This window comes from Pectobacterium carotovorum (genome assembly GCA_016415585.1).
Classification (GTDB): Bacteria; Pseudomonadota; Gammaproteobacteria; order Enterobacterales; family Enterobacteriaceae; genus Pectobacterium; species Pectobacterium carotovorum_K.
Genome location: CP066552.1, coordinates 1,567,645 through 1,583,505, shown reverse-complemented (window position 1 = coordinate 1,583,505; position 15,861 = coordinate 1,567,645). Strand labels below are relative to the sequence as shown.

Here is a 15,861-nt window from a genome sequence, read left to right as displayed (position 1 = left end):
CAGCCAACGCACATGCAGCGTGAAGTATGCGGCTACGCCGTGCTTCCCGTGCAACCTGGAGAGAGTAATCCATCACTATGAATGCCAAACGTATCCGAGGCCTGCTGGTACTTGCCGCCGTTATCGCTATTGCCGTACTGATCTGGCGCCATTTTACCCAGACACCACCTGCCGCCTCTGGCACGAGTGAACAGCATGCCGCCCGTACGTCACATTCGGGAAGCAACAGCAATGGCGGTGGACGCCGCGCTGCTATGCGCACGTTGGCCCCCGTGCAGGCTGCGATGACGCAATCCGCTTCCGTGCCCTATTATCTGTCAGGTTTAGGCACTGTGACGGCGGCCAACACCGTGACGCTGCGCAGCCGGGTGAATGGTCAGTTGATGGCGCTCCACTTTCAGGAAGGGCAACAGGTTAAGGCTGGCGAGCTGCTGGCGGAAATCGACCCGCGTCCTTTTCAGGTTGAGCTGACGCAGGCTCAGGGACAGTTGGCAAAAGATCAGGCCTCACTGGCTAACGCCCGACAGGATTTAGCGCGCTATCAGCAGTTGGTGAAAACCAACCTGATCTCCCGTCAAGAACTGGATGCGCAGACCGCCGCCGTTCGTCAGGCGGAAGGCACGCTAAAAGCCGATGAAGGTGCCGTCGCCAGCGCACAGCTTCAGCTGGATTACAGCAAAATCACCGCCCCTATCAGCGGTCGGATCGGTTTAAAACAGGTCGATGTGGGGAATTACATCACCAGCGGCGACACCAATGGCATTGTCGTGATTACGCAGACCTACCCTATTGATGTGGTCTTTACCGTACCGGAAGCGGAAATCTCCACGATTCTGAGTGCGCAGAAATCAGGTCAGCCGCCCGTGGTAGAAGCCTGGGATCGCGCTAATCAAAAGAAACTCTCGCAGGGCATCCTGCTGAGCATGGACAACCAGATCGACACCACCACGGGCACAATCAAGCTCAAGGCGCGTTTTGACAATCTGGACGATGCCCTGTTCCCGAACCAGTTCGTGAATATCCGCATGAAGGTCGACACGCTGAAAAATGCCGTCGTCGCGCCATCCGCCGCCGTACAAATGGGCAATGAAGGCCGCTTTGTCTGGATTCTGAATGATAAAAATGAAGTGAGTAAGCGTCAGGTTACCACCAGCATTCAGTACGGCCAGTTGGTTGTGGTGACCGCCGGGCTGGACGCCAATGTTCAGGTTGTGACTGACGGTATCGACCGCCTGACCGAAGGCGCGAAAGTGGAAGTCATTCCCTCAGCGTTGACGGAGAAAACGCCCGCAATCGCTGGAGAGAAATCCTGATGCAGGATACCGTTCCAGCCAGCGGCGGTGGCCCGTCGCGCCTGTTTATCCTGCGTCCGGTCGCCACGACGCTGCTGATGATCGCCATTCTGCTCGCCGGTATTATCGGCTATCGGGCACTGCCAGTGTCCGCACTGCCCGAAGTCGATTATCCGACGATTCAGGTCATTACCCTGTATCCCGGTGCCAGCCCCGACGTGGTGACCTCGGCGATTACCGCGCCGCTGGAACGGCAGTTCGGCCAGATGTCTGGACTAAAACAGATGTCGACGCAGAGCGCAGGCGGCGCATCCGTTATCACGCTTCAATTCCAGCTTGAGCTATCGCTGGACGTCGCCGAACAGGATGTGCAGGCCGCTATCAATGCGGCCAGCAACCTGCTACCTAACGATCTGCCCTATCCACCGACCTACAGCAAGGTAAATCCAGCAGATCCGCCGATTATGACGCTGGCCGTCACCTCCAGCACCATGTCGATGACACAGGTGCAGGACATGGTGGACAACCGCATCGCGCAGAAAATCTCACAGGTGGCGGGCGTCGGTCTGGTGTCATTAGCCGGTGGCCAACGTCCGGCAGTGCGGGTAAGGCTGAACGCCCCTGCGCTGGCGGCGTACGGCCTAACCAGCGAAACGATCCGCACCGCCATTACCGCCGCCAACGTGAATTCCGCCAAAGGGAGTCTGGATGGTCCAACGCGCTCGGTCACGCTCTCCGCCAACGATCAAATGAAATCCGTTGATGACTACCGCAAGCTAATTGTTGCGTGGAAAAATGGCGCGCCAGTGCGGCTTCAGGATGTCGCGACTATCGAACAGGCCGCCGAGAATATTCATCTCGGTGCCTGGGCGAATCGGCAGCAGGCGATCATTATCAACGTTCAGCGCCAGCCGGGTGCCAACGTCATCACGACTACGGACAGCATTAGCAAGATGCTGCCTGCGCTAAAAGCCAGCCTGCCGAACTCTGTCGAAGTCACCACGCTGACTGATCGCACCACCAGCATTCGCGCCTCGGTGAAAGACGTCCAGTTTGAGCTGCTGCTGGCTATCGCGCTGGTCGTGATGGTGATTTACCTGTTCTTGCGTAACGCCGTCGCTACGCTGATCCCCAGCATTGCCGTGCCGCTGTCGCTGATTGGCACCTTTGCCGCCATGTACTTTCTCGGTTTCTCCATCAACAACCTGACGCTCATGGCGCTCACCATCGCCACTGGTTTCGTGGTGGATGATGCCATCGTAGTGATTGAAAACATCGCCCGCTATATCGAAAAAGGAGAGAAACCGCTTAACGCAGCGTTGAAAGGCGCGGGAGAAATTGGCTTCACCATTATCTCTCTGACCTTCTCGCTCATCGCGGTGCTGATCCCGCTGCTGTTTATGGGCGATATCGTCGGACGCTTGTTCCGCGAATTCGCCGTCACGCTGGCGGTATCTATTCTGATTTCCGCCGTCGTTTCGCTCACGCTGACGCCCATGATGTGCGCACGAATGCTGAGCCATCAGTCACTGCGTAAACAGAACCGCTTTACCCGCGCCAGCGAACGTTTCTTCACTCGCCTGATTGATGCCTACGGCGTCTGGCTGCGCAAGGTGCTGAATCATCCGTGGCTGACACTCAGCGTCGCACTCGGTACGTTGCTGCTAACAGTTTTGCTCTATATCTGGATCCCGAAAGGCTTCTTCCCGATACAGGATAACGGCATCATTCAGGGCACCGTGCAGGCACCGCAGACGGTCTCGTTCAGCAATATGGCCGACCGCCAGCAGCGCGTCGCATCCATCATCATGAAAGATCCGACGGTGGAAAGCGTGTCCTCGTTCATCGGTGTTGACGGCACAAACGCCGCGCTGAACAGCGGCCGACTGCAAATCAACCTGAAACCGCTCAGTGAACGCAGCGAACGTATTCCAGAGATCATCAGTCGTCTGCAACAGCAAACTGCCCAGATCCCCGGCATTCAGCTGTATCTGCAACCGGTGCAGGATCTCACCATCGACACCCAGATTAGCCGCACGCAATACCAGTTTACCTTGCAGGCGATGTCGCTGGACGAGCTGAGCGAGTGGGTGCCAAAGCTGATGACCGAGTTGAAAAAACTGCCGCAGCTAGAGGATGTCAGCAGCGACTGGCAAGACGGCGCAGCGGTCGCCTACGTCAACGTGAACCGCGACAGCGCTAGCCGTCTGGGTATTACAATGTCACAGGTCGATAGCGCGCTGTACAATGCCTTTGGTCAGCGACTGGTTTCCACCATCTATACGCAGGCCAGCCAGTATCGCGTGGTGCTGGAGCACGATACGACCAACAACACCGGTCTGGACGCGCTGAATGACGTGCGCCTCATCAGCAGCGACGGCGGAACCATTCCGCTCAGCAGTATTGCTACCATTGAGGAGCGTCAGGGGCCGCTGGCGATCAACCATATCGACCAGTTCCCGTCAACGACAATCTCCTTCAACGTCGCTAAAGGCTATGCGCTGGGCGAAGCCGTTGATGCCATTACGCAGGCCGAGCAGCAGATGAACCTGCCTGCGGATATCACCACTCGTTTTCAGGGCAGTACGCTGGCGTTCCAGTCAGCGCTGAGCAGCACCGTGTGGCTCATCGTGGCGGCGATTGTCGCGATGTACATTGTGCTTGGCGTGCTATACGAGAGCTTTATTCACCCGATCACCATCTTGTCTACGCTGCCAACGGCGGGCGTCGGCGCACTACTGGCGCTCATGATGGCGGGGAATGAGCTGGATGTGATCGCCATTATCGGGATCATTTTGCTCATCGGGATCGTGAAGAAAAACGCCATCATGATGATCGACTTCGCGCTGGCGGCGGAGCGAGAACAGGGCATGAAACCGTATGACGCTATTTATCAGGCCTGTCTGCTGCGTTTCCGGCCGATTTTGATGACCACGATGGCGGCGCTGCTGAGTGCGCTGCCGCTGATGCTGAGTACTGGCGTCGGCGCAGAACTGCGCCAGCCGCTGGGGATCTGTATGGTCGGCGGCCTGATCATGAGCCAAGTCCTGACGCTGTTTACCACACCGGTGATCTACCTGCTGTTTGATCGTCTGGCGACGCGATTCCGCCGTGCGCCACGTCAGGAGGAAGAAACCGAGTGAAGTTCTTCGCCCTGTTCATCCACCGCCCCGTCGCCACCCTGCTGCTGACGCTGGCCATCGCGCTCTGTGGCGTATTAGGTTTCCGCCTGCTGCCGGTGTCGCCGCTGCCGCAGGTGGATTTCCCAGTGATCTCGGTCAGCGCCTCGCTGCCCGGTGCTTCGCCGGAAACCATGGCCTCTGCCGTCGCCACGCCGCTGGAGCGGGCACTCGGCAGGATCGCGGGCGTCAGCGAAATGACTTCCACCAGCTCACTCGGTAGTACGCGCGTTATTCTGGTATTTAATCTCGACAGGGATATCAACGGTGCGGCGCGTGATGTGCAGGCAGCCATTAACGCGGCACAGAATCTGTTGCCGTCCGGCATGTCTAGCCGCCCGACCTACCGCAAAGTCAATCCGTCCGATGCCCCCGTCATGATTCTGACGCTGACCTCGGACACCTACAGTCAGGGACAGCTGTACGACTTTGCCTCTACCCAGCTGTCGCAGAAAATTTCGCAGATGGAAGGCGTTGGCGATGTCTCCATCGGCGGGAGTTCGCTGCCTGCCGTGCGCGTCGCGCTGAATCCGGTGGCGCTGTTTAATCAGGGGATTTCCCTCGATGAGGTGCGGCAGGCTATCGCGCAGGCGAACGTGCGCCAGCCGCTAGGGAACGTGGAAAACAGCCAGAAAAGCTGGCAGATACAAACCAACGATGAACTCAAAACCGCCGATGCCTACGCGCCGCTGATTATCCACTACAACAACGGGGCAGCCGTCCGCCTGAGCGACGTCGCCACGGTAGAAGATTCGGTGCAGAACTCCCGTAACGCAGGGATGGCGAACTCGAAGCCTGCGATTCTGGTGATGATTCGCCGCGCGCCGGATGCCAACATTATCACCACGGTAGACAATATCCGCGCCGCGATGCCGGAACTGCGCGCCAGCCTGCCCGCCGAAATACAGCTGGACGTCGCACAGGATCGTTCACCCACCATTCGCGCCTCGCTGGCGGAGGTCGAGCAATCGCTGATTATCGCCGTCGCGCTGGTTATTCTGGTCGTCTTTCTGTTCCTGCGTTCAGCCCGTGCAACCGCCATTCCAGCGCTGGCCGTCCCGGTGTCGCTTATCGGCACTTTCGCGGCCATGTATCTGTGCGGTTTTAGTCTGAACAACCTGTCGCTGATGGCGCTTACCATTGCCACCGGTTTCGTGGTGGATGACGCCATCGTGGTGCTGGAGAATATTTCCCGCCACATCGAAGCCGGCATGAAGCCGCTACAGGCCTCGCTTCAGGGCGTACGCGAAGTGGGATTTACCGTCTTATCGATGAGTCTGTCGCTGGTTGCGGTGTTCATCCCGCTCCTGCTGATGGACGGGCTACCGGGGCGATTATTCCGCGAATTTGCCGTCACGCTGTCGGTAGCGATCATGATTTCGCTGCTGATCTCGCTGACGCTGACGCCGATGCTGTGCGCCCGCCTGCTACGTGCCGTTCCCAAACGCAGTCAGCCGCGCACCCGTGGTTTTAATCGTGTATTGCTCGCCATGCAGCAAGGCTACGGGCGCTCGCTGAAATGGGTGCTCAACCATGCGCGCTGGGTGTTGCTGCTCCTGCTGGGCACCATCGCGCTCAACGTCTGGCTGTACATCAGCATTCCCAAGACCTTCTTCCCAGAGCAGGACACGGGCCGATTGATGGGCTTCATTCAGGCCGACCAGAGCATTTCTTTTCAGGCTATGACGGTGAAACTCCAGAACTTCATGACCATTGTCAGCAGCGATCCTGCGGTGGATAACGTGAACGGGTTTACCGGCGGATCGCGCACCAACAGCGGGTCGATGTTTATCTCACTTAAGCCGCTGTCCGAACGTGATGTATCGGCACAGCAGGTGATCAGTCGCCTGCGCGTCAAGCTGGCAAAAGAACCCGGTGCCAACCTGTTTTTAATGCCGGTGCAGGATATTCGTATCGGCGGGCGGGAATCGAGCGCGGGATACCAGTACACGCTGCTGTCTGACGATTTGAGCGAGCTGCGCATCTGGGAACCCAAGATTCGTGCTGCTTTCAGCAAACTCCCTGAGCTGGCCGACGTGAATTCCGATCAGCAGGATAAAGGCGCGGAAATGGCGCTCACCTACGATCGTGATGCGATGGCGCAGCTCGGCATCAGCGTTTCTGCCGCTAACGCACTACTCAATAACGCTTTCGGACAGCGCCAGATTTCAACCATTTACCAGCCGCTAAACCAATACAAGGTGGTGATGGAAGTGGACGACGCCTACACGCAAGACGTCAGTTCACTGAACAAGATGTTCGTGATCAATAACGAAGGTAAGCCTATCCCGCTCTCTTATTTCGCCAGTTGGAAGCCGATCAACGCGCCGCTTTCGGTGAACCATCAGGGGCTGTCTGCCGCCTCGACGATATCTTTTAACCTGCCGGAGGGCACCGATCTTTCCAGCGCGACGGCAGCGATAGAAAGAACCATGACGTCGCTGGGCGTGCCGTCAGCGGTACGCGGTCAGTTCTCCGGTACAGCACAGGCGTTCCAGCAGTCGCAGTCTTCCCAACTGTTGCTAATTCTGGCAGCGATTATCACCGTGTATATCGTGCTGGGCGTGTTGTATGAGAGCTATGTGCACCCGCTGACGATTCTGTCTACCCTGCCCTCGGCGGGCGTGGGCGCGCTGCTGGCACTGGAGTGGTTCGGCGCACCGTTTAGTCTGGTCGCGCTGATTGGCATCATGCTGCTGATTGGGATCGTGAAGAAGAACGCGATCATGATGGTGGATTTTGCGCTGGTGGCACAGCGCAGCGGCGGGTTGAGCGCACAGGACGCCATTTTTCAGGCCTGCCTGCTGCGTTTCCGCCCGATTATGATGACCACGTTAGCCGCGCTGTTTGGCGCCCTGCCGCTGGTGTTGACCAGCGGTGATGGTGCCGAGCTGCGCCAACCGCTCGGCATCACAATTGTCGGAGGTCTGGTGATGAGCCAAATCCTCACGCTGTACACCACACCGGTGGTGTATCTGTTTTTCGACAAGCTGAGGAATATTCGGCGCAAAGCACCGGGGAAGGATTTGTCACTATCGTGACGGAATAGGATTAACGTTAGCTATCTAATTAATATGCTATTTATGGGGATATTTCGTGCGCTCAAGCTTCACCGTTTTTCTAATAGCGCCCCGAACGCGCCCGACCAAGGGCGGCTCAATTGCCGTCGCCCTTGGAACCCTGGCTTTTGGCGCTAAATTGTACCGCTACGCGGTGCCTTCGCCGAAAGCCGCCTCTTTACGGGCCGCCAGTGACGCGCTCCCGGCGCGTCAGCGGCGGTCCGAACAGGAGAGCATTGACGACGAAGGAATCGCGAAGCGGCATCATTTCCCGCCAAACAGCCTGGGTTCACAGGGCGGCGGCGACTGAGCGCCCCTGTGTCGTGCGCATACGGAAAGCATGCAGAGAAAAACAAATGTTAAGCGCACGAAACCTCTCCGAGATAATAATATTCGTGCTTTGAGAGCACCATGCGAAATGTGAGGACACCACCAACTATGCCGAATATATCCAACAATCCAGAGGGTCATGAAAGATGACCCAACCAGCCTCCGTCCGCTGGCAGCTCTGGATTGTTGCCTTTGGCTTTTTTATGCAGACGCTGGACACCACCATCGTGAATACCGCGTTGCCTTCGATGGCGGCGAGTCTGAATGAAAGCCCGCTGCATATGCATTCGGTGATTGTTTCCTATGTGCTGACCGTCGCGGTGATGCTGCCCGCCAGCGGCTGGCTAGCGGACCGCATCGGCGTGAAGAACATCTTTTTCGCCGCAATTCTGCTGTTTACGCTCGGGTCGCTGCTGTGCGCCCGTTCGGAAACGCTGAACGAACTGCTGATTTCACGCGTCATTCAGGGCGTCGGCGGCGCGATGATGGTGCCGGTAGGCCGCCTGACAGTGATGAAGATCGTCCCACGTGATCAGTATATGGCGGCGATGACATTCGTGACGCTGCCCGGCCAAATTGGCCCACTAATGGGGCCCGCGCTCGGCGGCTTTCTGGTGGAATACGCCAGCTGGCACTGGATTTTTCTCATCAATCTGCCGGTCGGCATTATCGGCGCGCTGGCAACCTGGTTCCTGATGCCCAATTACACCATGCGCACCCAACGCTTCGATATCAGCGGCTTCCTCTGGCTTGCCGTCGGCATGGCCACACTGACATTGGCGCTGGACGGCAACCGCAGTCTGGGCATTCCGCCAATTGCCATTTTCGCGTTAATCGCCGTCGGGCTGATCGCGCTATTGAGCTACTGGCTGCACGCCCGCCACAACAAACGGGCGCTGTTTAACCTGCATCTGTTCGACACATCCACCTTTTCTATCGGCCTGACAGGCGGGCTATTGGCCCGCATCGGCAGCGGCATGTTGCCGTTTATGACGCCGCTGTTTTTACAGTTGGGAATGGGGTTTTCTCCGTTCCACGCCGGGCTGATGATGGTGCCAATGGTGCTAGGCAGCATGGGAATGAAGCGGATCGTGGTGCAGGTCGTCAACCGATTCGGCTACCGCCGCGTGCTGATTACCTCCACGCTGTTGCTGGCGCTGATTACGGCGCTGTTTGCACTGGTTGCGCTAATGAAATGGATCTGGATGATCCCGATTGTGCTGTTCTTCCTCGGCACGGTGAACGCCGTTCGCTTCTCCACCATGAACACGCTGACGTTGAAGGATCTGCCGGATACGCTCGCCAGCGGCGGCAATAGCCTGCTGTCGATGACCATGCAGTTGTCCACCAGCCTCGGCGTCAGCATCGCAGGCATTCTGCTGGGGATGTTTTCTCAGCCGCACATGGCGGCGGGAGGCACGGAAACACATACGGTGTTTATTTACACCTATCTCAGCATGATCGTTATCATCGCCCTGCCCGTGTTGATTTTTAATCGCGTGCCAATGGACAGCGTCAAGCAGTCAACGCTGCCGCGTAAATCGTGAGGTCGTCATGAAATTCGGAATCACCGCTAAACTGTTTCTCGCGATTTTCGCCACCTGCATGCTGGTGCTGATTACCATGCACTGGGGTGTGCGCGCCAGCTTCGAGCGCGGTTTTATCGACTACATTAAGCGCGGCAACGAACAGCGGGTCACGCAACTGCGCGATGCGCTGGCAGAACAATATCAGCAGCACGGCAACTGGTCATTCCTGCGTAACAATGAACGTCTGGTGTTCAAGATGCTGCACTCGCTGGATCAAAACAACGACACCGACAACAGCATGCAAGGATGGCGAGTCCGGCTTTGGGTGCTCGATACTGGTAAACGCAAACTGTTTGGCTCTCCCGCTCCCATCCCGAACGAAGGCACCTGGCAGCCGATTGAGGTGCAAAATCAAACGGTCGGTTGGATTGTCGCCTCGCCCGTTGAACGCCTGACCCGCAACGCCGACATCAGCTTCGATCAACAGCAACAGCGTACCAGTTGGCTGATTGTCGCACTCTCGACGCTGCTCGCGATTATCGCCACCTGGCTCACCGCACGTGGCCTGCTCGCGCCCGTCAAGCGGCTGGTCAACGGCATGCACAGTTTGGCATCGGGGGATTTCAGTACGCGCGTGACGGCAAGCTCGCACGATGAACTGGGCAGGCTGGCGCAAGACTTCAACCAGCTAGCCATCACGCTGGAAAAAAATGAGCAGTCCCGTCGCGCGTTTATGGCCGATGTCTCTCACGAGTTAAGAACGCCGCTGGCGGTGCTGCGTGGCGAGCTGGAAGCCTTGCAGGATGGCGTGCGCAAGCCCGACTCGAATTCTCTGCATTCGCTCCAGTCTGAAGTCGCGACGCTCACCAAACTGGTGGACGATCTGCATCAGCTCACCCTGTCCGATCGCGGGGCACTGGCCTACCGCAAAACGGCAGTAGACGTGGTGCAAATTCTGCATATTGCTATCGCCGCGTTTCATGAGCGTTTCCAGAAAAAGCAGATTACGCTCACCACCGATTTACCGACTCAGGCTGGCGTTTTTGGTGATCCGGACCGGCTGAGTCAGCTATTTAACAATTTGCTGGAAAACAGCCTGCGCTACACGGATGAGCAGGGTCAGTTGACCATTACGGTTATTCAGCAGCATAAACGCTGGGCGATTATCTGGCAGGACAGCGCCCCCGGCGTGACCGACGAACAGCTCACGCTGATTTTCGAGCGCTTTTACCGTGCAGAAAGTTCGCGTAACCGCGCCAGCGGCGGCTCCGGGCTGGGGTTGGCGATCTGCAATAATATCGTTGAGGCGCATAGCGGACGGCTGTATGCTGAACATTCGCCATTAGGGGGAGTGATGATTACCATCGAGCTTCCCTTGCACGAATCTGATTAAGATCCACACCTAAATAAGCAGAGCTATGACAACCGCACCCGATTTCGCTATGGCATCACCGATTCTGATCGTCGAAGATGAGCCCAAATTGGGGCAACTGCTGGTGGATTACCTTCAGGCAGCGGACTATGCCACGCACTGGCTGCCCAATGGCAACGATGTCGTCGAGTGGGTGCGGCAGCATTCTCCTTCACTCATTTTGCTGGATTTAATGCTGCCGGGCTGCGACGGCCTGACGCTCTGCCGCACCATCCGCCAGTTTTCCAACGTGCCGATTATTATGGTCACCGCCCGCAGCGAAGAGATCGATCGCCTGCTGGGGCTGGAAATTGGTGCCGACGACTATATTTGTAAGCCCTTCAGCCCGCGCGAAGTGGTCGTGCGCGTCAGAACGCTGCTGCGCCGCTGCGGCTGGCAAAATGACGGGCTGAAAGCCGCAGAGAAAACCGAAACGGCCCTGTTGATTGATAAAAGCGGCTTTCAGGCCAGCTATCTGGGGCAGAACCTTGACCTGACGCCAGCAGAGTTTCGCCTGCTCAAGACGCTCTCCACCGAGCCGGGCAAGGTATTTTCTCGCGAGGCGCTGCTGGATAAGCTCTACGACGATTATCGCGTCGTGACCGATCGCACCATCGATAGCCACATCAAAAATCTGCGTCGCAAGCTGGAACAGCTGGACGAAGAGACCTCATTTATCCGCACGGTATACGGCATCGGCTATCGCTGGGAAGCCGCGCCCTGTAATGAGGTGTAACACCCACCGCCTTATGATGTTATGGAGACCATGTTGAACGGACCAGACCCTGATAACCACTACCCCATGGCCGGTTTCCCCCAAGTGTGCTTCATCAAGAACGTTGTCACCAACCCGAATATTGAAATTGGCGACTACACCTATTATGACGATCCCGATGGTGCGGAAAATTTCGAGCAAAATGTGCTCTACCACTATCCGTTTCTCGGCGATAAATTAATCATCGGTAAGTTTTGCGCTATCGCGCGTGGCGCAAAATTTATCATGAACGGTGCTAATCATCGGCTTTCCGGCCTGTCGACTTACCCGTTTCAGATTTTTGGCAACGGCTGGGAGAAAGTGACGCCCAAGCCCGGCGATCTGCCTTACAAAGGTGACACCCTCATCGGCAACGATGTCTGGATTGGCTATGACGCGCTGATCATGCCCGGTATCCGCATTGGAAATGGCGCCATCATTGCGTCACGTGCCGTGGTCACCGCCGATGTGCCCGCTTATACGGTCGTTGGCGGCAATCCGGCCAAAATCCTTAAATCCCGTTTTGCGCCGGATGTCATCGATGCACTGGAAACGCTGTGCTGGTGGGACTGGCCGATAGAAAAAATCACGCGTCATCTGGAAACCATCACGGCTGGCGATATTGCGGCACTGCAAGCTGGCTATCTGCCAGAGTAACCGTTTTCCATTCCACACGAAGAAGAGGCTCCCACGCTAATGACTGCGCTATTTTCCGAAACCACCAAAATCGAGACACCTCGCCTGCTGCTGCGTCCGCTCTATCGTGATGATGCGCCTGCGCTATTCGCCTTTATGTCCGACTCGGTTGTGATGCGCTTCTGGAATCATCCGCCTTGGCAGCACATCGAACAGGCACATGACGCAATTGACGAACACTGGAGCGCGCTGTGCGCCGGGCAGCACATGAAGCTAGGTCTGGAAGTTAAAGAGAGCGGAGAACTGATCGGCACCTGCGTGCTGTTCAACCTTGAGATTGAGTCTAAACGCGCCGAAATCGGCTACTGTCTGGCGGCGAGTGCGCAAGGCAAAGGCTATATGGCGGAGGCGCTCTCTGCGCTGCGGGATTTTGCCTTTGAAACAGCGGGACTCAGCCGACTGGAAGCCGAAATCGATCCCCGCAATGTGGCCTCAGCCCGCTCGCTGGAACGACTGGGATTCACGCAGGAAGGGCTGTTAAAGCAGCGGTGGATCGTGGACGGAGAGGTGTCCGACTCTGCGCTATACGGCCTGCTGGCGGCTAAGCGTTAGCCTAATGTTGATCGTTTAAGGATCGAGATACCGGGGCGACCACGGTGTGAGGCATCCCTGCGGGAACCTCCTCACCGTGTTTCCCCTATAAAATGCAAACGCATTTTAAATGCCGCTTGTGGCAGCCCGTCAGGGCGAGCACAGGGACTGTGCGAGTAAATCCATGCTTAAGTGACTGGTATTAGGCTCTAGCTCCCCGGCCCCTTCCCATGCTGGTCAAAAATACTGTCTGACTTAATGAAAATTTTGTCATTTTATCTTTTCCCAAGGCTGTTACTCTTTTAAGCCTACAATAATAACGGGTATCACCTCGCACACCGTGCGGGACAGGGGTCACCTGCAACAGTACGGATAAGGGGAAAAGTGTATGTCAGGCTTAGTGAATGGCAAATGGGTTAATGGCGATGTCGCAGCGGAAGAGATCAAAAACGGGGCGTTCCACCGCGAAGAAACCAAATTTCGGCAAACCGAGCTGGTGCCAGAGGCTGGTCGTTACCAGCTTTTTGTCTCCTACCTCTGCCCGTGGGCATCGCGCACGCTGATTTTCCGCAAGCTGAAAGGGCTGGAGAACATCATTTCCCTCTCCGTTGCCAACCCGCGTATCGCTGATAACGGCTGGGAATTTGCCACGCCACAGGATGCCGGCGAGCATGTGGGTGAGATAAACTACCTGCACCAGCTGTACACCGCCAGCGTGCCCGACTACACCGGAAAGGTATCGGTCCCTGTGCTGTGGGATCGGGTAGAAGGCCGCATCGTGAATAACGAATCGGCGGATATCATCCGCATGTTGAACAGCGAATTTAACGACCTGACCGGCAATCACCTTGATTTCTACCCGTCAGAGCTGCGCAGCGAGATCGATCGCTGGAACGAAACCGTGTACCACAACGTCAACAACGGCGTGTATAAGACCGGGTTCGCCAAAACGCAGGAACACTATAACGATGCCGTCACCACGCTCTTCGCCACGCTGGACGAACTGGACGATCATCTGGGTAGCCATCGTTATATCATCGGCGACACGCTGACCGAGGCCGACTGGCGTCTGTTTGTGACGCTGGTGCGTTTTGACATGGCCTACCACGGCGCGTTCAAATGTAACCTGAAGCGCATTGCCGACTACCCGAACCTGTCGAACTACCTGCGTGAACTGTACCAGTGGCCGGGCGTCGCAGAAACGGTCAATATCGACCACATCAAAGCAGGCTATTACGGTATTGCCTGGCTGAACCCGACGCAGATTGTGCCGGTTGGCCCACAGGTCGATTTATATCAGCTCCACAACCGCGAAACGTTCGGAAAATCCCGTATCGCTACGCGTTAATACGACCTTATCTGGCCTGTTCCATTAATGGCAGGCCATTCTTTATTTAGGTCAAAAAATTGATTTACGTCAAACGATTGATTTACGTCAAACAAAGGCCCCACATTTCATGTGTCGTCTACTGCAATTTACCCCTATTAGCGCTAGAATCCTCCGCCTTTACTGTTCCCGCCGTGGAGCAGCCTGACTTGTGATCAGAATCGAGAGATACCATGTTTAAACCGGAACTGCTTTCTCCGGCCGGTACGCTGAAAAATATGCGCTACGCCTTTGCCTATGGCGCGGACGCGATTTATGCCGGTCAACCCCGCTACAGCCTGCGCGTGCGCAATAACGAATTCAACCATCAGACGCTGGCGCAAGCCATTAACGAAGCGCATGAGCTGGGCAAGAAATTCTATGTCGTCGTTAACATCGCGCCGCACAATGCCAAACTGAAAACCTTCCTGCGCGATCTGCAACCCGTGATCGAAATGGGGCCGGATGCGCTGATCATGTCCGATCCGGGCCTGATTATGCTGGTACGCGAAAACTTCCCACAGATGGATGTTCACCTTTCCGTTCAGGCCAACGCGGTCAACTGGGCAACGGTGAAATTCTGGCAGCAGATGGGGCTGACGCGCGTGATTCTCTCCCGCGAACTGTCGCTGGAAGAGATTGCAGAAATCCGCCAGAACGTCCCAGATATGGAACTGGAGATCTTCGTTCACGGCGCACTGTGCATGGCTTACTCTGGCCGCTGCCTGCTTTCCGGTTACATCAATAAACGCGACCCGAATCAGGGCACCTGTACCAACGCCTGCCGCTGGGAATATAAGGTTCAGGAAGGCAAAGAGGATGACATCGGGAATATCGTTCATCAGCACGAACCTATTGCGGTGAAAAACGTTGAGCCTGCGCTGGGCATCGGCGAACCGACCGACAACGTCTTTATGCTGGAAGAAAACCTGCGCCCCGGCGAGTACATGAGCGCATTTGAAGACGAGCACGGCACTTACATCATGAACTCCCGCGATCTGCGTGCAATCCAGCACGTTGAGCGCCTGACGCAAATGCAGGTTCATTCGCTGAAAATCGAAGGCCGCACCAAGTCATTCTATTACTGTGCCCGTACCGCACAGGTGTATCGCCGCGCCATTGACGATGCCGTCGCGGGGAAACCGTTCGATCCGACGCTGCTGGAAACGCTGGAAGGCTTGGCGCACCGTGGCTACACCGAAGGCTTCCTGCGTCGCCACGTGCATGAAGATTACCAGAACTACGAATACGGCTACTCCGTTTCCGATCGTCAGCAGTTTGTCGGTGAATTCACCGGCGTGCGCCGCGATGGGCTGGCGGAAGTCGAGGTGAAGAACAAGTTTTCCTGCGGCGACAGCGTGGAGATGATGACGCCAAACGGCAATATTCAATTCACCATCGAATCTATGCAGAATACCAAAGGGCAGCTGACCGATGTGGCACCGGGTAACGGCCATATCGTCTATCTGCACGTGCCGGACGATGTCTCGCTGGATTACGCGCTACTGCTGCGCAATCTGCCGGGCACCACCACGCGTAATCCTAACGCGGAATAAACTGGTAATAGCGCCGGATGTCACGTACATCCGGCAATGCCTCCCACAAGGCAATCCCTTCCTTATCGTATGCCCCCCTATTATCAACCTTTCTCAACCGCGACTCGGTACGTCAATCGCGCGAAGGTATCGTTACAAAGCTCAGGGGTTTTTTACGA

General features: G+C 56.6%; 10 protein-coding genes. All 10 read left to right on the top strand.

Annotated elements, in window-relative coordinates; translation table 11 throughout:
- Positions 1-77: 77 nt before the first annotated feature.
- The 10 genes from JFY74_06995 (at position 78) to JFY74_06950 (ending at position 15,703) form a co-directional block, all read left to right on the top strand.
- Complete coding sequence (locus JFY74_06995; protein ID QQG29777.1) at positions 78-1,313, top strand: MdtA/MuxA family multidrug efflux RND transporter periplasmic adaptor subunit; 1,236 nt, start codon at positions 78-80, stop codon at positions 1,311-1,313.
- Positions 1,313-4,435, top strand: coding sequence for an MdtB/MuxB family multidrug efflux RND transporter permease subunit (locus tag JFY74_06990; GenBank protein QQG29776.1), 3,123 nt, complete (start codon positions 1,313-1,315; stop codon positions 4,433-4,435). The genes JFY74_06995 and JFY74_06990 overlap by 1 nt, the downstream gene beginning before the upstream one ends.
- Positions 4,432-7,512: a multidrug efflux RND transporter permease subunit MdtC gene (mdtC, locus tag JFY74_06985; protein ID QQG29775.1), complete on the top strand. Its 3,081-nt coding sequence runs from the start codon at positions 4,432-4,434 to the stop codon at positions 7,510-7,512. The genes JFY74_06990 and mdtC overlap by 4 nt, the downstream gene beginning before the upstream one ends.
- A gap of 494 nt (positions 7,513-8,006) precedes the next feature.
- Entirely contained in the window at positions 8,007-9,407 is a 1,401-nt protein-coding gene (locus JFY74_06980; protein QQG29774.1) for an MFS transporter, read from the top strand.
- Positions 9,408-9,414: 7 nt separating this feature from the next.
- Positions 9,415-10,782: a two-component system sensor histidine kinase BaeS gene (gene baeS / locus JFY74_06975; protein QQG29773.1), complete on the top strand. Its 1,368-nt coding sequence runs from the start codon at positions 9,415-9,417 to the stop codon at positions 10,780-10,782.
- Between the two features lie 25 nt (positions 10,783-10,807).
- A complete protein-coding gene (gene baeR, locus JFY74_06970) occupies positions 10,808-11,536 on the top strand; it encodes a two-component system response regulator BaeR (GenBank protein ID QQG29772.1) in 729 nt (242 codons plus the stop codon).
- A 21-nt stretch (positions 11,537-11,557) separates the two neighbouring features.
- Positions 11,558-12,211 carry a Vat family streptogramin A O-acetyltransferase gene (locus tag JFY74_06965; protein QQG29771.1) on the top strand — a complete coding sequence of 218 codons (654 nt, stop codon included), beginning with the start codon at positions 11,558-11,560 and terminating at the stop codon, positions 12,209-12,211.
- 39 nt (positions 12,212-12,250) lie between these two features.
- On the top strand, positions 12,251-12,802 hold the full coding sequence (locus JFY74_06960; GenBank protein QQG29770.1) for a GNAT family N-acetyltransferase: 552 nt from the start codon (positions 12,251-12,253) through the stop codon (positions 12,800-12,802).
- 367 nt (positions 12,803-13,169) lie between these two features.
- Positions 13,170-14,129 carry a glutathione S-transferase family protein gene (locus tag JFY74_06955; protein ID QQG29769.1) on the top strand — a complete coding sequence of 320 codons (960 nt, stop codon included), beginning with the start codon at positions 13,170-13,172 and terminating at the stop codon, positions 14,127-14,129.
- Positions 14,130-14,341: 212 nt separating this feature from the next.
- A complete protein-coding gene (locus JFY74_06950) occupies positions 14,342-15,703 on the top strand; it encodes a tRNA 5-hydroxyuridine modification protein YegQ (protein ID QQG29768.1) in 1,362 nt (453 codons plus the stop codon).
- Positions 15,704-15,861: the final 158 nt, after the last annotated feature.

Excerpts from the sequence above, each read along its gene's own strand:
- JFY74_06990 (QQG29776.1), top strand. The coding sequence starts at position 1,313 with ATGCAGGATACCGTTCCAGCCAGCGGCGGTGGCCCGTCGCGCCTGTTT.
- JFY74_06965 (QQG29771.1), top strand. The coding sequence starts at position 11,558 with ATGGAGACCATGTTGAACGGACCAGACCCTGATAACCACTACCCCATG.
- baeR (QQG29772.1), top strand. The coding sequence starts at position 10,808 with ATGACAACCGCACCCGATTTCGCTATGGCATCACCGATTCTGATCGTC.
- JFY74_06980 (QQG29774.1), top strand. The coding sequence starts at position 8,007 with ATGACCCAACCAGCCTCCGTCCGCTGGCAGCTCTGGATTGTTGCCTTT.
- JFY74_06995 (QQG29777.1), top strand. The coding sequence starts at position 78 with ATGAATGCCAAACGTATCCGAGGCCTGCTGGTACTTGCCGCCGTTATC.
- baeS (QQG29773.1), top strand. The coding sequence starts at position 9,415 with ATGAAATTCGGAATCACCGCTAAACTGTTTCTCGCGATTTTCGCCACC.
- JFY74_06955 (QQG29769.1), top strand. The coding sequence starts at position 13,170 with ATGTCAGGCTTAGTGAATGGCAAATGGGTTAATGGCGATGTCGCAGCG.
- JFY74_06960 (QQG29770.1), top strand. The coding sequence starts at position 12,251 with ATGACTGCGCTATTTTCCGAAACCACCAAAATCGAGACACCTCGCCTG.
- JFY74_06950 (QQG29768.1), top strand. The coding sequence starts at position 14,342 with ATGTTTAAACCGGAACTGCTTTCTCCGGCCGGTACGCTGAAAAATATG.